15 protein-coding genes are annotated in these 17,412 nt (G+C 41.4%); 11 read left to right on the top strand and 4 right to left on the bottom strand.

Annotated elements, in window-relative coordinates:
* The first annotated feature begins 80 nt into the window (after positions 1-80).
* The 8 genes from apbC (at position 81) to ACRAD_RS11595 (ending at position 9,007) form a co-directional block, all read left to right on the top strand.
* Complete coding sequence (apbC, locus tag ACRAD_RS11625; RefSeq protein WP_005027640.1) at positions 81-1,310, top strand: iron-sulfur cluster carrier protein ApbC; 1,230 nt, start codon at positions 81-83, stop codon at positions 1,308-1,310.
* A gap of 220 nt (positions 1,311-1,530) precedes the next feature.
* Entirely contained in the window at positions 1,531-1,707 is a 177-nt protein-coding gene (locus ACRAD_RS16510; protein WP_005027638.1) for a hypothetical protein, read from the top strand.
* Positions 1,708-1,953: 246 nt separating this feature from the next.
* Positions 1,954-2,547, top strand: a complete 594-nt coding sequence (locus ACRAD_RS11620; RefSeq protein ID WP_005018736.1) for a LysE family translocator — start codon at positions 1,954-1,956, stop codon at positions 2,545-2,547.
* Positions 2,548-2,663: 116 nt separating this feature from the next.
* Positions 2,664-3,233, top strand: coding sequence for a dCTP deaminase (gene dcd, locus ACRAD_RS11615; protein ID WP_005018739.1), 570 nt, complete (start codon positions 2,664-2,666; stop codon positions 3,231-3,233).
* A gap of 243 nt (positions 3,234-3,476) precedes the next feature.
* Positions 3,477-4,940 (top strand): hypothetical protein, encoded by a 1,464-nt coding sequence (locus ACRAD_RS11610; RefSeq protein ID WP_005027635.1) that lies wholly within the window; start codon positions 3,477-3,479, stop codon positions 4,938-4,940.
* Between the two features lie 9 nt (positions 4,941-4,949).
* Positions 4,950-5,606, top strand: coding sequence for a hypothetical protein (locus ACRAD_RS11605; RefSeq protein WP_005027633.1), 657 nt, complete (start codon positions 4,950-4,952; stop codon positions 5,604-5,606).
* A 33-nt stretch (positions 5,607-5,639) separates the two neighbouring features.
* A complete protein-coding gene (locus tag ACRAD_RS11600; RefSeq protein WP_005027631.1) occupies positions 5,640-7,916 on the top strand; it encodes a DUF6160 family protein in 2,277 nt (758 codons plus the stop codon).
* A gap of 29 nt (positions 7,917-7,945) precedes the next feature.
* The gene (locus tag ACRAD_RS11595) at positions 7,946-9,007 is read left to right on the top strand and encodes a hypothetical protein (protein WP_005018748.1); all 1,062 of its coding nucleotides are present in this window, start codon (positions 7,946-7,948) and stop codon (positions 9,005-9,007) included.
* A gap of 39 nt (positions 9,008-9,046) precedes the next feature.
* Here ACRAD_RS11595 and ACRAD_RS11590 read toward each other — a convergent pair whose 3' ends face one another.
* The 4 genes from ACRAD_RS11590 to ACRAD_RS11575 form a co-directional block, all read right to left on the bottom strand.
* Positions 9,047-10,762: a proline--tRNA ligase gene (locus ACRAD_RS11590; protein ID WP_005018749.1), complete on the bottom strand. Its 1,716-nt coding sequence runs from the start codon at positions 10,760-10,762 to the stop codon at positions 9,047-9,049.
* 90 nt (positions 10,763-10,852) lie between these two features.
* Positions 10,853-13,957, bottom strand: coding sequence for an efflux RND transporter permease subunit (locus ACRAD_RS11585; RefSeq protein WP_005027629.1), 3,105 nt, complete (start codon positions 13,955-13,957; stop codon positions 10,853-10,855).
* A gap of 12 nt (positions 13,958-13,969) precedes the next feature.
* Entirely contained in the window at positions 13,970-15,097 is a 1,128-nt protein-coding gene (locus ACRAD_RS11580; RefSeq protein WP_005027627.1) for an efflux RND transporter periplasmic adaptor subunit, read from the bottom strand.
* A 61-nt stretch (positions 15,098-15,158) separates the two neighbouring features.
* Positions 15,159-15,740 carry a hypothetical protein gene (locus ACRAD_RS11575; RefSeq protein ID WP_005027625.1) on the bottom strand — a complete coding sequence of 194 codons (582 nt, stop codon included), beginning with the start codon at positions 15,738-15,740 and terminating at the stop codon, positions 15,159-15,161.
* A gap of 337 nt (positions 15,741-16,077) precedes the next feature.
* Here ACRAD_RS11575 and pilG point away from each other — a divergent pair, with 337 nt between their 5' ends.
* Genes pilG through ACRAD_RS11560 form a run of 3 tightly spaced genes read left to right on the top strand, consistent with a single transcriptional unit; the run spans position 16,078 to position 17,392 of the window.
* Entirely contained in the window at positions 16,078-16,461 is a 384-nt protein-coding gene (gene pilG / locus ACRAD_RS11570) for a twitching motility response regulator PilG (protein WP_005018759.1), read from the top strand.
* A 21-nt stretch (positions 16,462-16,482) separates the two neighbouring features.
* Positions 16,483-16,851, top strand: coding sequence for a response regulator (locus ACRAD_RS11565; RefSeq protein ID WP_005018768.1), 369 nt, complete (start codon positions 16,483-16,485; stop codon positions 16,849-16,851).
* 4 nt (positions 16,852-16,855) lie between these two features.
* The gene (locus ACRAD_RS11560; protein ID WP_005018769.1) at positions 16,856-17,392 is read left to right on the top strand and encodes a chemotaxis protein CheW; all 537 of its coding nucleotides are present in this window, start codon (positions 16,856-16,858) and stop codon (positions 17,390-17,392) included.
* Positions 17,393-17,412 lie beyond the last annotated feature (20 nt).

Below are 17,412 nucleotides of genomic sequence, written 5' to 3'. Positions count from 1 at the left end.
AGAACAGCTATTAACCTTCACGACACTTACAGGTAAACTAACCCTATTCAGCAGAAATGGTCCGGTTTGGAGTCAAAGTTATGTCATGGTTTTCTTCATTAAAATCAGTATTTTCACCAGCTAAAGGCGTGAAAGAAGAAGAAATCCAGCAGGTACTGCAAAATTATGTGCTGCCGCATTCTAATAACCGTTTGCAGGACCGTATTACCCAGTTGCAATTGCATGAGGCAACCCTGCAACTGACCATTAAAACATATCCTGAAGAAAAGCCTTATCTACAGCAATTACATGATGAATTGGCTGACCAGTTAGAAAAATGCGGATTGCAAGAACTGAACCTGCATGTAATTCAACAAAAAAATAATCTCGCAGCTGCGACCCCTGCTCAAGATAGCCAGAGTGAGAAAAGTTCTTTACCGCCGGTAGTGGATGCTTCAGCTCAAGTCAGTCCTAATACTGCGCCTGACAATGACCCGAATAATCCACCTATTGAAAAAGCTGCGCCCCAGCAACGCGATGTACCAAAACATTCACGTATTCAGAATATTATTCTGGTCTCTTCTGGAAAAGGTGGGGTAGGCAAGTCTACAACAACTGTTAATCTGGCGTTAGCATTACAGAAACTGGGCTTAAAAGTTGGCGTACTGGACGCCGATATTTATGGGCCGAGTATTCCGACTATGCTTGGCAATGCTGGACATACGCCTCTTATTGAAGCAGAAAATTTTGTTCCTCTTGAAGCATATGGCATGGCCGTACTTTCAATCGGCCATTTAACCGGAGATCACAATACACCTGTAGCGTGGCGTGGTCCCAAAGCTACAGGCGCGCTGATGCAGCTATTTAACCAGACTTTATGGCCTGAACTGGATGTGCTGGTAATTGATATGCCACCTGGAACAGGGGATATACAGCTTACATTGGCTCAGCGTATTCCAGTAACAGGTGCTGTAATTGTAACTACACCTCAGAATGTAGCATTAATGGATGCCACTAAGGGAATCGAACTGTTCAATAAGGTAAAAATTCCGGTGTTAGGTGTAATCGAAAATATGTCTACACATATCTGCTCAAATTGTGGTTATGAGGAGCAGATTTTTGGCACAGGCGGAGGTGACCAGTTGGCAGATCAGTACCAGATTCCGCTGCTTGGCCGTCTTCCACTCAATGTTCAGATCCGTGAAAATACCGATGCCGGTAAACCTTCCGTAATTGCAGAGGATGAGGCAGCTGAAAGTTATATTGAAATTGCCAGAAAAATTGCTGAAAAACTGCCTCAGCATAGTCGAGATGAGAAGCGCATCTTCTAATTTCGATATTCTGAAAGCAAAGCCTTCTTGATACGGCAGGGTGAAGTTCAAGAAGGTTTTTTTGTTTGATATTTTAAAATAACTAAAATTAATTAAGTATTTACTCTAGAATGACTGCCAAGTCAATTTGAAAATTTTCGCCGTTTTTATCATTTTTTCTTTACCGGCTCCCCGCTAAGCTCTCAGCTGTTTTTTAACTGTTATTTTTAGAGCTAACCTTATGAAAACTCTCCTGAAAGTTTTACCTCTCTCTTTAGGTATGCTGGTCGCGGCTGCTCCTGTGATCAGTTCTGCTACAGTGGTTTATACTCCTTCATTTCCTGCTGCGAAAAAAACCGTGCCTGTTCAGGCAGCTGAGGTACAAAATGCAGGAGTTACTACAGAAGCAGCTGCTTAATATTTCAACTACCTAGCTATAAATAAAAAAGGATCAGCTCTGATCCTTTTTTATTTATAGTCTTTCGAACAGAAGAAGTGACTCAAGCGTTCTATTTGTATTTTTTCTTACAAATTATTGTATTTAATATATTTATATAAATAACACTCGGTGGTAAATTCTATTTTATAAAGGCTCCTAAAATTATATTTTGCGAGAGTTTATAAACTCCTTTAATCTTCGCTCACTCAATAGTGAGGTGACTCTATGATTTCATGGCTTTTTATTGGCCTAGTGGCAAGCGTGCTGCTTACACCAGGACCGACAAATACTCTATTAGCCTCTTCTGGAATCCGGCTTGGGGTGCGACGTTCTGCACGTTTAATTCCAGCAGAAGTTTTAGGTTATATTATTGCCATTACTGTCTGGGGCACCTTGATTGATACAGTATCAGCTACCCTGCCGATCCTACCAACTTTATTAAAGCTTTTAAGTGCGTTTTATATTATTTTTCTGGCAGTTAAACTATGGAAAACTGCAAATGTACAGCTTGATCTGAACCAGCCCGCGATTCGTCCTCGTGAGCTATTTGTAGCGACTCTACTCAATCCTAAAGCTTTATTGTTTGCTTCAGCTATTTTTCCGGTTGCTGCATGGGTCAACTGGTCTATCTATGCTGTGCATATGGGAGTTTTTCTGGCTCTTATTGTGCCGATTGCATTATTCTGGACTTTTATTGGCTCAAGTTTGAATACTCCAAAAGTCCGGTGGTTAAATCAGCGTAATCTACAGCGAACGGCTTCCTTGATTTTGGTCAGCTTTTCTATTCCACTAAGCTACTCGGCTTTACTGAGTCTGTAATAATATTCAACATGCATACGTCTCAAGGCTTGTAGCTGATCTTGTTTTCATTGTGACAGATTTAAGTTAAAGTACAGCGCAATAATTGATTTTCAGTATTTTTGGATAGAAACAACATGGCTATTAAGTCTGATCGTTGGATTCGCGAAATGAGCGAAAAACACGGCATGATTGAACCGTATGCAGAAAACCAGGTCCGCCTCGATGAAAATGGTCAAAAACTGATTTCTTATGGTGTGTCCAGCTATGGCTATGATGTTCGCTGTGCACGTGAGTTTAAAGTTTTTACAAATGTCCATTCTGCAATTGTTGATCCAAAAAATTTCGATGATAAAAGTTTCATCGATATTGAATCAGATGTCTGTATTATTCCACCTAACTCATTTGCTTTGGCCCGTACGGTAGAGTATTTCCGTATTCCACGCAATGTACTAACAATTTGTCTGGGTAAATCCACCTATGCACGCTGCGGTATTATTGTTAATGTCACGCCGCTGGAGCCAGAGTGGGAAGGCCATGTTACGTTAGAATTTTCAAATACTACCAATTTGCCAGCGCGTATTTATGCAGGTGAGGGTGTTGCTCAGATGCTGTTTTTTGAAAGTGATGAAGTGTGTGAAACTTCTTATAAGGATCGTGGCGGGAAATATCAGGGACAACGAGGTGTGACTTTGCCAAAAGCATAATTCAGGTTTCATTTATAAATAGGCGGATCATTTGAATCCGCCTATTTTTTTACAATTCATTCATCGGAAACCATGTCTTTCAAGGCTATTTTTTTTGCAATTACATTTATATTCAGCATAATTAACTTTAAAAGATCTAGGTATAAGTACTGCTATAGCAATAATTGAATAAAGCTAGAAATACCAAGATATCGAGGAATAAAAATAAATGATGCGGAGCATCAGATAAAAAGGAAGACCGAGATGATTCATCATTGGAAGACTACAGGATTTCGTATGTCCTGTTTGGCCGCTATGGCCGGCTTATGCTTGACCCAAACTGGTTATGCACTTGAATCCTTGTCTGATGACCGTTTAGCTGAAACAACAGGAGAGGGAATAGCACTTCTTCCCGAGAATTTTAAAATGGTCTTTCAGGGACCCAATGATCAGTCGGCAGCTTCAAGTTATAACCGTTCAAATATTACCGATGCAGCTAAGTATGATACAGGTTTCATCCGAATTATTCCGACGGGTGAGAACTATGAACAACTTAAACTGACCGCCGCCCAAGCCGCAGCAATGCATAATAAAGCAGACATTTTTATCTACGGTCTGGCCTTATCAAAATCCAATTCAGACTTGAACCAGAGGTTCAGTAATCAGGGGTTTAACTGGGGAGATGCTGCAAATCCATGGTTATTCCGTGCCGGAACAGCGACCAATATTAAACAGTTCGCTGCAAAAAATCCTTCTGGTGATATCAGCTATCTGGCTCTAGAAGCTCCCCTGGTTAAAGTTGATGCCGATGAATCAGATAATAATATCAAGCTGGGTTTCTGGCTGGATGCTTTTTCACGCTCTTGGGATTCCTCTAATACATTAAATCCCATTACGGGAGCACCGATTCCCAAGCCAACTTCTGATGGAAATGATCAGGATCTTGATAGAAATCAAAGACTGCGGATGCAATTCGTAGCAAATGGCCTGAGCCTAAATGGATCTCAAGTCCGTTTATTTCAGACTCAAGCTTCAGACAATACCCAGCATAACCAGTCACTTGGTATGGCTAATATTATCCGGTTGAATACCAATGATAACCCATCCACTCTCAAGATAAGTGACTCAGCAACCAGCCGCAATGCTAAAGCTATACGTTTGAGTACAGCAGCTATTCAGGAGGGTACGGCAGCTACACCAGCTTTGGATAAATCTTTCGCGCCAATTTTTAATGATCAGGAAGGTTTATATCTGTACAGTCCAAACCTTAATCTGGTCTTGGGTAATATGTATCAGCCTTTTGTTCTAGGTTCTGAAGGAAACAATATTATTCTTGAGGTCACCCGCATTCCGAATGTGCCGGAAATCTATAGCCAGATTTATACTTTTTATAATGATACAGATAAAGATACCAAGCTTGAGGGTGCTTTAACCGCAGCTTCTTTTAAGGGCTCAACCTGTAATGTGGCTTATTGCGGTTCGAATTTATCTGATGTCAAAGCTGGTACCTCAACTATTAAATATCAGGGCACAAATGCTACTCATAGCAGTATCTCGATTGGTAGCGTAACACGTGATCCAACTACAAATTTACTTAAAGCAAATACTGATAGTAATGCTACAGGTGTGGTATTCAGAGGACCATCTAATACGATGACTAATTTAGGCTCTGCGGTGATTGACGGGGTCATGATACAGCATCTTAAATTCAAGACGACCGGGCTATAGGAGAAGTATATGTTAAATAAATTTAATTTATTATGTGCTTTAGTCCTTTCATCTACAGCGCAAGCAGAACTTATAAATCTCGATAATGAGGCATTGTTGAATATCACAGGTCAGGGGGGAGCTGATTTAAGCTGGACACTGTCGTTAAACCATCAGTATGCCAATAATATGAGTCTTAAAAATATTTCTGAATATGATCCACAGGGAACTGTAACTCAGGCTTTTTATTCTTATCAATGTGTTTCAGATATTTTATGTCGATTCGCTTTTTCACCCAACAACCATACCGAAAATGGCAGTCAAAAATGGCTGGTATTTAAACAGTTACAGGGTACTCTTCAAATAGATAAATTCTCTTTAGATGGTTCTACAATTCTAAACCGGGAGGGTGAACCGCAAACTGCACTGCAACTTACTTTTTATGATGACCATCCGTTAAAAGTCCGTAATTTGGGCTTTAAAAGTCTTGCGGTAGAAAGCGGAAGTGAAGGGTATTTAAATGATAAAAAGTATACAACTTACGATGGCGGCAAGCTGGTTCCGAGATTTGATCAAGGAGGGGAACAAGGCTTTATGGGAGTGAACATGCATGGGAACCTGCATATGTCAGGTAATCTGAAGATTTTCAGTTATAACTGTGCGGGCACAACGACAAGTCGCTGTTAAAAGAAAAGAGAGCTCATCAATAAGGATGTTGAAATGAGAAAAATAACAAAATTAAAGTGGCTCAGTGTCTGTATATTTATGGCACAGCATTCTTATGCATTGCAGCAACTTTCTGATACGTCATTAAGTACAGTCACCGGTCAGGATGGTATTTCTATTACTCATGAAGTATCTAAAGTGGTTGTTGATCAAGCGAACTGGGTAGATTATTCCAACACTGGAAAAATGAAACTAGGTTTACATAATGTCAGAGTAGAGGGAACCCATCAGCAGAATATCAAAAGTACTTTAGATATTGATGTTGGAAAAACTGAGCGGGGCGTAGGAATAAAGATACAGGGCAGTATTTCACCTTTTCAGGCGACTATCGAAAAACTGATGCTGATCTGTGATACTAGTTGCACGAACACCGTGGCTCAACAAAACCTGGGTTCCTTGAGCCTCGCGACTATCTCGCCACTTATTTTTAATCTGGAAACAACAGCGGGCTTGTTTAACCGTGACGAGAAAGCTCATCTGGATTTCAGACTACAAAATGCCAGTATTGGTTATGGCTTGAATGGCCATAATCTGACCTTGAAAGATTTAAATTTTAATATTTCAGCGGATGGATATATGTATATCGACCCGACAGAAGGAATTGTACTGGCCACAAAAAGTAAAAATGGAGCCACAGATCATATAATTGAACTGGGCCGGGTTTCTGATCTAACTGATGTTCATTCAAGCCGGAGTGATGCTACTAATCCTGGAGTAAACCTGGATTTACGTTACGGTTCTGACCCCGCTAACCAGAAAAACCTGATCCGTATGGGAGCATCAGGTGCTTTAACCAATGGCAAGATTTTTCTAAATGCTGACCAGACAGGACTGGCAAATTTTAATACAGTTAATGCTACAGATTTGAAAGAAACAACACGTAAGGCACAAGGGTACGATACCAAAGGTGGCTTACACTTAGGACTGGCAGCAGAGTTTACCCGTCAGGGAAATCCATTACTTACGGCTAATCATCAGGCTACAACTCTTGAGCTAGGTCATACGGGTAAAGGCAGTTATGCGATCGAATTTTCTAACTTGTCTCCCTTGGCCATTCGCAATGCAAATAGTATAACTGCTTACAACACCCAAAATGCTTATATAGACTTGGGTGATATCTATATTAATGCTGCCCAGACACCTACATTAAGTTTTATCATTAATGAAAATATGAGAAAGGTATTGGGTGAAACAGCAGCTGAACTGGTCTATAACATAGTGCCATCCGGTACTACACAAAATATTGCCTTACTGGCTATGCGTGGTATGGACTTTCAGGCGATTGCCCGTAAAGCAAGATTCATTTCTGATAATTCTATGGCAGCATTAACCAATCAAAGTGCGGAATGGGGTATTGGTATTCCTATTTTTAACTTAAATACCAATCTTGCCCTATTTTCTAAGAATTATAGTTACCACGGAAGCAGCAAAGCCGGATTAGGCTATAACTTGGCTTTGTCTACAGAAGGTTATGGTATTGACCAGAAAACTAATACGCCTAGTACTACCTCGCTTATTATTGTTGATGGTGCAAGAGGTTCGCATGGTGAAGAAGTAAATTATTATGCAGGTTTTAGAAATATAGATGCGTATTTAAAATCTGATGGTGTCATCGGATTTGAAGATGAGGGAATCTATATTAAGGCTGACCACTTGTTACTCGCTGCTAAAGCAGAAATCGCAATTGGCCAGTTACCTGGCTCTTTATATAACTGTCCGGCTGGGGTAACAAGCTGTGATAAAAAGGTAGTACCCATTGATAACTTTGCTCGCAAAAATGATGTTTTAACCTCGTTGGCATTTAAACTGGATGGTAATGGTGAGTTGTTTATTATTCCGGGTGTTAACCCGACTGAAGGGAATCTGGATAGCAATTTTTTAACTCTAAAGGCAAATTTCGATTTTAGCGAGTTAAATACTTCACAAAAGCAAGATCCTTCAGTGTTAGGAAGTTATGTAAGTCTGATTAATGAAGACATAAGGCCAGACGGTACGTCTAAAACTTCAAGCATAAATATCAATAAAATGCAGGGTAGTGTCGGTCTTGAATCTAGAGTCTATGTAAAGCAGGATACCGTGAAGGTAGACAGTCAAATACAGTTTAACCGGGCTTCTACATTAATGAGTCCTGGACAAGTTAATACATTGAATACGGGTAAGATTTTTAAAGCAGAGATGGCGATGTCCCCTTCAGGTAGCATGCAAAAGATTGCAGACCTTGCAATTACGGGTGGCACCATGCGTAGTACTTTAGGTATTACACCACGCTAGATTATAAAAAGAACAGATAAGGAAAGATAATGAAAAAGACTGGTTTAGGTATTTTGTTTGTCTCTATATTAAGCAGTTCAACCCTATATGCGATGACAGAGTTAGATGACAATGCCCTCTCACAAGTTGAAGGGCAGGCTTTATTAAATTTAACATATAATCAAGGCATAAACTCTGGCTCTATGCAGCAAAGCAATATGGGATTTTATCGTTTAGGACTGGCTGCTGAATTATCTCTGAATGCCAATATTAAGAAATTACAGTTAGGATGCGGGGGAAGTAAGGGAGCAGGCTGTGATATTGATATTGATAATATTGCTCTGACTGGAATAAATCCTGTAGATGGTTCATATGTAAACTCAGATTTTGTCTTAAATAATCCTTTCATTGAATTTGCTATTGATAATCCTAATTCAGCAGCCACACGTCAAGTGGCTGGTTTCCGTCTGGGTGCACTTTCAGCTTTAGGTATGATGAGTATAGGTGGAAATTCAGATTTAAGTAAACTTAATGATGATAAGGGGATTAATAGTTTAAGTGGTGATATTGGAGTGAGAGTTACAAATGCTAATATTAAAGGCATCCAAGTCACCCTATTGGGACTACCAATATCGACGGCAGATGCGAAAGTTACAGATTATGCTACTACTCTAGTGGTAAATCGTTCCTCTACATTTGATCTATTAGGTATGGACGCGAATAGTACTTTAAATATTGCAGGCTATCCATTATTAAAGAATCTTCATTTAGATACCAATATGAAAGATATTCCATTTAGTACCGTCCATCGCTTAGTAATTGCAGATAGCAATGGGGGGGCAACAAGTAATGCTTCTCTATCTTTACAGAATAAGGATATTTTTTGGCAAAATGTAACTGATAACTCTTGGAAAGCAAATGCAGCTCAAAAAGGCTGGTGGATGTCTATTCCTGATACGCAGTTTGCAAATTTAAATATGGACGGATCAAATGTTAAACTTCCTATTTCAAGTGCGGTTGGAGGTTTATTAGGAGCAACAGTTAATATTGATCCTATGGACTTAGGTCAGCTGCCTATTTCCAACTGTTACGGTGGCCTTAAATTCTGCTAATAAAAAAATCCCGCATTGAGCGGGATTTTTTATGGAAACCTATTTAGCAAGTTTTGCCAGTAATTCATCTTTGTTAATGTTAACTGATTCTATATCAGTACGGCCTTTATATTCAAAAGTACCCGCATCCAAGCCTTTTTCACCAATCACAATTCGATGTGGAATACCAGTGAGCTCCAGGTCAGAGAACTTAACGCCTGGGCGCTCATTACGGTCATCTAGCAGTACATCAAAACCTTGAGCTTGTAGTTCGATGTACAGTGCTTCAGCGGCCTCCAGAGTGCGTGGCGACTTATGGGCATTCATTGGTACAATCGCTACTTCAAAAGGAGCAATGGCAGCAGGCCAAATGATACCTTTTTCATCATAGTTTTGTTCAATTGCTGAAGCAATTACACGAGTTACCCCAATACCATAACAACCCATAGTAACGGTAAGTGGCTTGCCATCTTCTCCCAAAACTTTACAGCCTAGCGCTTCAGAATATTTTTTACCAAGCTGGAAAATATGTCCGACTTCAATACCACGCTTAATTTGTAAAGTACCTTTGCCATCTGGAGATGGATCGCCCTCGACCACATTACGCAAATCATAAACTTCAGTAAATGATGCATCACGTTCCCAGTTCACTCCAGTTGCATGTTTGTCAGCTTCATTCGCTCCAGCAACAAAATCTGAAAGTACTGAAGCAGCACGGTCAACAATTACGGTAAGCCCTTTCTCGACCAGCCCTTGGGGACCAATGAAGCCAGCAGTCAAGCCCAGTGCGGCAATTTGTTCTTCAGTCGCGAAAGTGAGCGGTGCAGCAATCAGTGGATGCTTCTCTGCTTTAATTTCATTAAGCTCATGGTCACCACGCAAAAATAATGCAATTACAGGTGAGTGACCTTTTTCATCGGCGATACCCTGCACGAGGAGTGCCTTAACAGAATGGGCAGGATCAGTGTTCAAGAAAGTTGAAACATCTGCAATGGTTTTTTGATTTGGCGTGTCTACAATTTCGAGTGCTTGAGTAGGCGCTGCACGTTCTCCCACTAAAATAGCCTCTGCCATTTCAATATTGGCTGCATAGTCCGACTCTGTCGAGAAAGCGATATCATCTTCACCACTTGAAGCCAGTACATGAAACTCATGTGAACCTGAGCCACCAATAGAACCTGTATCTGCTTGTACCGGACGGAAATCGAGTCCTAATCGACTGAAGATACGGCAGTAAGTTTCATACATCACATCATAGGTTTCTTGTAGGGATGCCTGGTCAACATGAAAAGAATAGGCATCTTTCATGATAAATTCACGTGAGCGCATAACACCAAAGCGCGGTCGAACTTCGTCACGAAACTTGGTCTGGATCTGGTAAAAATTGATTGGCAACTGCTTGTAGCTTTTAAGCTCATTACGCGCCAGGTCAGTGATTACTTCTTCATGAGTCGGACCGAGTACGAACGGGTTAGTATGACGGTCATTGAAACGCAGTAATTCTGGACCATATTGTACATATCGGCCAGATTCTTCCCAGAGACTGGCAGGCTGGGTCACGGGCATAAAGGTTTCCAGAGCACCGGCCCGGTTCATTTCTTCACGTACAATCGCCTCTACTTTATTCAGCACACGTACGCCCATCGGCAACCAGGTATACAGCCCTGAAGCCAATTTACGAATCATCCCCGCTCTTAACATGAGCTGATGCGAAATAACTTCTGCATCATTTGGGGTTTCTCTTAACGTTGCAAATAGAAAGCGGCTTGCGCGCATGGAAACAGTCCTAAAAGTGAGCATTGTAAAAATAAGATTATACGACAAAAAATGAGATGAATATTTCATCTCATTTTTTTCATGGCCTGATTATGACATTAATTTACGGAATTGACGTATCATCAGGTTCTTTAGATCATCCAGATAAGTAAAAATGACTGGAACCACAACCAGTGTCAACAATGTAGAGGTAATTACGCCACCAATTACAGCATGGGCCATGGGGGAACTCTGTTCACCACTTTCACCTAAGCCCAGTGCCAGCGGTACCATCCCCATGACCATAGCGCTAGTTGTCATCAGAATGGGTCTCAAGCGTGTTGTACCCGCAGCAATAATGGCATCGTAGCGGTCCATTCCACTTTCAATTCCTTTTTTAATAAAATCAATCAGCAAAATGGCATTTTTGGTCACCAGACCCATTAACATGATGATACCGATAATCGAGAACAGGTTCATGGTCGAGTTAAATAGATAAAGGGCCAAGAATACCCCAATCAGTGAAAGGGGGAGAGAAGCCATAATAGCAGCCGGATGAATAAAGCTATTAAACTGTGAACCTAAAACAATATAGATAAATACAATGGATAAGGTAATTGCAGTGATTGCATATCCTAAAGATTCAGCCATATCTGCATTAGCGCCTTCTGTGTCGAAACTATAGCCGGGCGGCAGTTTGAACTGGGCTTGCATGGCATCAATATCCCGGCCAATATCGCCAGCAGGGCGGCCTGAAGTATTCGCTTCAATCAGCACTTCACGGGACAGTTCACGGCGGTTAATCTGGGACGCACCTGAAGTTTCCTTGAAGCTTGCGACCGTTGCTAGCGGAACCAGAATATTCTGGTTGTTATTATCCAGTTTTTCTGAAGTAATATACATATTCTGGATATCACTTGGCAGAGTGCGCGCATTTTCACTCAAGCGTAAATTAACGTCATAGTTCTCACCACGTTCATCTTCCCAAGTTGTGACGTTATCACCTGCAATTAGTGGACGTACGACATTTGCAATCTGGTTCACTGATAGTCCTAAATCACTCGCCAAGATACGATTAATACTGACAGAGAGTGTGGGTTTTGGCTCTTTAAGAGAAGTTTCAAGATCAACTACACCATTAATTTTTTTCATTTCTGCCATAAAACGGTCGGATATTCTCTGGAGTTCATCCAGATCGGGTCCTTTGATTGAAATCTGGATAGGTTTACGTCCACCAGAAACGACCTCATCTGCCGATGCCACTGAAGTAATAGTAATACCACCGACCCGTTGTAACCGGTTACGCAGGTCATTGTTCAGATCATTTAAGGTTTGTTCACGTTCGTGTCTTGGCGTAACAGTCACCCGGATGCTGCCGTGGTTTTTTCCGCGGTCAGTCATACCGTTAATTACGCCATATGTGGTCTGTACTTCCGGGTGCTGCCGAATAATATTTTCGACCTGTTGCAGTTTTGCCTGGGTATATTGCAAAGAGGCATCAACCGGAGTTTCAAACTTTACCCGGATAGAACCTTTGTCAGGTGTAGGTACAAATTCAGTACCAATCAGTTTTGACAAGGCAAACGCCCCAAATAAAGAAAGTACAGCAATCAATACTGTTAACAGGCGAAAGCGTAAGGCTAACCTGAGCAACTTTTCATAAACTGCTGTCAGGTCATCCAGCTTTTTAGAAGTCCATGCAAAAAAACGAGTTAAAGCATTCTGTTTTTTAGGCCTGTCTTTGCGTTCAGCCCAGTGTGCAGAGAGCATCGGGTCAAGAGTAAAGCTGACAAACATGGAGATCAGAACAGCGGTACTAACAGTAACGCCAAACTGATAGAAGAAACGGCCAATAATGCCACCCATGAAAGCGACAGGCAAAAATACAGCCACAATGGTAAGGGTAGTTGCCAGCACTGCCAGTCCAATTTCTTTGGTACCATCAAGTGCTGCGGTCACATGATCTTTACCCATATCACTGTGCCGGACAATATTTTCCCGAACTACAATCGCATCATCAATTAGTAAGCCGATACTTAAAGAGAGTGCCAGTAGAGTCATCATATTGATAGTAAAACCAAATGCCCAGATAAAGGTTAGTGTTCCGAGCAAGGAAATCGGCAGAGTTAAACCGGTAATGACAGTAGAGCGGAAAGAGCCTAAAAACAACAGTACAATAATAATTGCCAGTACCGCCCCCTCTACAATGGTGCGGGCAACGTCCTTAATGGTGGATTGAATTGATTCTGAGTTATCAACTACTACTTTTAGCGTAGTACCTGCCGGTAACTGTTGCTCGATCCGGTCAATGACTTGATAGGCATTTTTGACCACATCTACAATATTGGCGTCCGCACTACGTAAAATATCAATGGCAACTGCTGACTTGCCATTTAAATAGGCCGCGGTTTCCATTTCAGCCTGAGAGTCGGTAATCGTGGCAACCTGTTTTAGGTAAACTGGAGTACCTTGTTTATTGGCTATAATAAGCTCGCCGAACTGATACGGATTGAGAACCTTGGCCTGAATTTCAACCACCAGTTCCGAGTCAGGTTGCTGCAACGCTCCACCTGGAATCTGTACATTTTCATTTTTTAAAGTATTAATTACCTGGTCAATACCGACTCCAAAGCTTCGGAGCTTTTTTGGATCGACTGCAATACGGATTTGTCGCTGTGCATCGCCGAGCAGATTAACATTACCGACTCCTTCTACAGTCCTTAACTGCGGTAAAATCCGCTGATCCAGATAAGAGCTCAGGTCTTTTAATGACATGTTATTAGATTCGAATACCAGCGACATGATGGCACTTGAGGTCGGATCATACCGCTCTACTACCGGATCTTCAATTTCATCCCTGAACTGTGCTGTTACTGATGCAATTTTATCGCGAACGTCTTGTGCGGCTACAGAGGATGAAATATCCAAGTCAAATTCTGCCACAATGGTTGAAAGCCCTTCGCTTGAGGTCGAGGTAAGCTTTTTCAGGCCTGAAATGGTGTTAATCTGATCTTCCATTTTTTTTGTAATTTCAGACTCAACCGTTTCCGGGGATGCGCCTGGGTAACTGGTATACACCACTACAAAGGGAAAATCTACGTCGGGATATTCTTCTACACCCATTCGTTGCCATGAGGCAAGTCCCAGCACCATCAAACATAACATCATCATGATAGTAAAGACCGGGTACTTCACACTGATCCGCGTAAACCACATATGTCTAGATCCTTATGATGCAGGCTTGCTGATACTGACCGGCTGGTTAACCTGATCATTGGAAAGCTGGACCCGGCTGACCACATCCGTATTTTGCAGTCCTTTTACCACAGCCGTATTATTGCTGAAGTCTTGACGCAGAAGAGTAAGGGGAACCTTGGTAATACGATTATTGCGGATAGCCCAGACATATGGGCTCTGGTCTATGCTCTGAATCACATCTAGAGGTATAAGCTGACCCTGAAGCTGGTTACTGCTAATGATATAACCTTCAACAAAAGCACCAATACTTAGGGACTGAATGGCTTCATTTGGTCTTGCAAAGAACTCAATCTGGCGGCTGACCTGATTAGCAATTGGTGAAATCCGGCTTAAGGTTGCAGTGAGCTGCGCCGAGTTACCCTGAATCTGGTATTCGATTTTCTGGCCGACTTTCAAGGCCTGCTGCTGATCAGCTGGTAAGGATGCCTGTATTTCCAGCTGGCTAGGATCAACAATTTCAAATAAGGTCTGACCGGCGCTCACTGTCTGGCCCGGCTCCACTTGGCGTGCAGTAATTACACCTGAAATCGGACTGCGTAAAATACCGTCTCGGTCAGCTTTTTGTGCAATATCTACATTCGCCTGTTGAGCTCTGACGTTTTCCTGCTGACCTTTATAGTCAACCTGGGCTTCCTCATACTCTACCTTGGAGATAAATCCTTGATTAAACAGGCGACGTTTACGTTCTACCATTAAACGGCTCTGTTCAGCCTGAGCACGGGTAGAGGCTAAATTAGCTTGTGCTTGAGCCAGTCTGGCAGCATTATCCTGATTATTAAGCCGCACTAGCACTTGGCCTTTATGAACAGACTGACCTACGGATGCATTCACTTGAGTGGCAGTTGCTGTAATTTGCGCCTGAATTGAGCTTTGATTTACAGCTTTAATTGTTCCGGTAAAAGCCGTTCTATTAAATAAAGTACCACTTTTAACCGGAATCAGATCTTGAGGAATCAGTTCAATTTTAGTGGCTTCGGTCGGTGTTGCAACAGGTTCTGACCTGTCACAGGCTATTAAGGCCAGACAGAGACATAACAGGCTTATTCTGGGAATAAGGTCAAGAGTAGGCAGAGTCAATATACGCGTTGCTACTCGCATGCATATTCATCCTTATGTTCAGCATAATGCTTTTAAATTATTTTTCTCTAAAAAGCTTACATTATTCAATGGCTTTTAAACGTGAGATAATTCTGTCGTATTGGGCTTGGGTATTGCGATAGTTCGTTTGTAAAGAAGTAATATTATTTTTAATGAGAACAAGATTCTGATAATTGCTGTTCAGACTATTTTTCAAGACAGCAGGTACAGGTTGGCCTTTCCTTAAATAATCCATTTCCTGCCGTTTAAAATAGATCCGGTCACTCTGTAATTGTCGAAGCTGGTCTTGTTGAAAACTAAGCTGTTTTTTGAGGTTAGCTAAATGTTCATCACGTTTAGCCTGAGCTACTCGGCTGTTGGTATATGCTCTTTTAAGTTTTAGGTCCTGTTCACGCTCTCGGGCCTGAACAGCGCGCTGTGGAGCCTGCTTTATGTCTTTATCTACATTGTAGGGCCGACTGCGTTGAATAACCTGCATATTCTGATCTAGTGCTTCATATCCATAACGAATATGGGTCGGTGTCACCGAGGTACTAATATTGGCAATACCATTATTATCATAATAACGGTACCACACCGCTTTAGGTGTTTCAGTGACATTTGCAATGACTGGAATAGTCAGGCAGCTCAGGCTGCAAACCATCAAAAACTCACGGGTTATATTTTTCGTTCGTATCCAGCAACTTTTAGCTATAGCATGTAACACCATAAAATTCCCCAACACACTGGACCGAAGCACTTATCTTTCAGTAATAAAATTGTTATATTAGAGCTGATTTTTGCAGTTAAAAATACGGTATAGGCAAAAAAAACCAGTTTCTGATAAAAACATAAATTATCTTATTGATTTAAATGACACTCTGTAAAGCTATACTTAAAATGTTCATTGGAAATACAAGTAAATTTATGTTAAAAAAGTTGAATAACTGTAAAAATTAATCCGTCAAATATTATGTTGAATAAGCGGGAAGGCCGATTAGATGGAAGACAAATTTCAAAACCTTAAGGTTATGGTAATCGATGATTCAAAAACTATTCGCCGTACAGCAGAAACTTTGCTGCAACGTGAGGGCTGTGAGGTAATTACTGCAGTTGATGGTTTTGAAGCATTGTCCAAGATTGCCGAAGCCAATCCTGATATTGTCTTTGTCGATATCATGATGCCGCGTCTAGATGGTTACCAGACCTGTGCACTGATTAAAAACTCACAAAATTATCAGAATATACCGGTCATTATGCTGTCTAGTAAAGATGGGCTATTTGATCAGGCTAAAGGTCGTGTAGTGGGTTCGGATGAATATCTGACCAAACCGTTTAGTAAAGACGAATTGCTCAATGCAATACGTAATCATGTCAGTGTCTAGAAAAAGAACTTGGGGAAGAAAATGGCTCGTATCTTGATTGTTGATGACTCACCTACCGAAACTTTCCGTTTTAAAGAGATCTTGACCAAGCATGGTTATGAGGTTCTTGAAGCGACTAATGGTGCAGATGGGGTAACTATTGCCCAGGCAGAATTACCGGACCTGGTATTGATGGATGTGGTGATGCCGGGTGTTAACGGTTTTCAGGCAACTCGTCAGATTGCTCGTGGTGAAACAACTAAAGATATCCCGGTGGTCATTGTCAGTACAAAAGACCAGGCAACTGACCGGGTTTGGGGCAAGCGTCAAGGCGCCCGTGACTATCTAACCAAACCTGTTGATGAAAATAAACTAATCGAAGTAATCCAACAATACCTCAACGCAGGATAGTGCTATGGCAGCAAATGGATTTATCGAATTACTTCGGCTGGCAAAGCGTGGCAACCGTAGCTATGCTGCCAGCAATAATGAAGTAAACCGGTGGTCAGGTATTGCTTTTGAAATGCTGGGGCAATATTTTGTTGCTCCACTTGGGGAGGTTTCTGAGGTTATTTATCCTCCAAAGTATACCGCAGTCCCTAATACTCAGCCTTGGGTCCGTGGACTGGCTAATATTCGGGGAAGACTACTTTGTGTGGCTGACTTGGCACAGTTTATATCTGGACAACGCAGCAATTTCTCACCTACTCAAAAAGTACTCTGCATTAGTCATAATGAACAATATGTGGGTGTGGTGGTCGATCGGGTTTTGGGGATTCAGCATTTTAACAAACAAAGTTTTTTTTCAAAGAATGACGGGCTGGAGGATCAGTTAAATCCATATTGTCAGGGTTATTTTTATCAGCATAACCAGCATTGGCATGTGTTTTTATTCAGCCGTTTATTGAAAGACTCACAGTACATGAACGCATCTACAAAATTTATAAACTAATTTGACGCGCCTACTCAATA

Origin of the sequence: Acinetobacter radioresistens DSM 6976 = NBRC 102413 = CIP 103788 (genome assembly GCF_006757745.1) — a bacterium.
Lineage (GTDB): Bacteria > Pseudomonadota > Gammaproteobacteria > Pseudomonadales > Moraxellaceae > Acinetobacter > Acinetobacter radioresistens.
This window is presented reverse-complemented; position numbering and strand designations above follow the sequence as displayed.

Bases quoted from the DNA above. Each gene is read 5' to 3' on its own strand.
- apbC (WP_005027640.1), top strand. From the start codon at position 81: ATGTCATGGTTTTCTTCATTAAAATCAGTATTTTCACCAGCTAAAGGC.
- ACRAD_RS16510 (WP_005027638.1), top strand. From the start codon at position 1,531: ATGAAAACTCTCCTGAAAGTTTTACCTCTCTCTTTAGGTATGCTGGTC.
- ACRAD_RS11620 (WP_005018736.1), top strand. From the start codon at position 1,954: ATGATTTCATGGCTTTTTATTGGCCTAGTGGCAAGCGTGCTGCTTACA.
- dcd (WP_005018739.1), top strand. From the start codon at position 2,664: ATGGCTATTAAGTCTGATCGTTGGATTCGCGAAATGAGCGAAAAACAC.
- ACRAD_RS11610 (WP_005027635.1), top strand. From the start codon at position 3,477: ATGATTCATCATTGGAAGACTACAGGATTTCGTATGTCCTGTTTGGCC.
- ACRAD_RS11605 (WP_005027633.1), top strand. From the start codon at position 4,950: ATGTTAAATAAATTTAATTTATTATGTGCTTTAGTCCTTTCATCTACA.
- ACRAD_RS11600 (WP_005027631.1), top strand. From the start codon at position 5,640: ATGAGAAAAATAACAAAATTAAAGTGGCTCAGTGTCTGTATATTTATG.
- ACRAD_RS11595 (WP_005018748.1), top strand. From the start codon at position 7,946: ATGAAAAAGACTGGTTTAGGTATTTTGTTTGTCTCTATATTAAGCAGT.
- ACRAD_RS11590 (WP_005018749.1), bottom strand. From the start codon at position 10,762: ATGCGCGCAAGCCGCTTTCTATTTGCAACGTTAAGAGAAACCCCAAAT.
- ACRAD_RS11585 (WP_005027629.1), bottom strand. From the start codon at position 13,957: ATGTGGTTTACGCGGATCAGTGTGAAGTACCCGGTCTTTACTATCATG.
- ACRAD_RS11580 (WP_005027627.1), bottom strand. From the start codon at position 15,097: ATGCGAGTAGCAACGCGTATATTGACTCTGCCTACTCTTGACCTTATT.
- ACRAD_RS11575 (WP_005027625.1), bottom strand. From the start codon at position 15,740: ATGGTTTGCAGCCTGAGCTGCCTGACTATTCCAGTCATTGCAAATGTC.
- pilG (WP_005018759.1), top strand. From the start codon at position 16,078: ATGGAAGACAAATTTCAAAACCTTAAGGTTATGGTAATCGATGATTCA.
- ACRAD_RS11565 (WP_005018768.1), top strand. From the start codon at position 16,483: ATGGCTCGTATCTTGATTGTTGATGACTCACCTACCGAAACTTTCCGT.
- ACRAD_RS11560 (WP_005018769.1), top strand. From the start codon at position 16,856: ATGGCAGCAAATGGATTTATCGAATTACTTCGGCTGGCAAAGCGTGGC.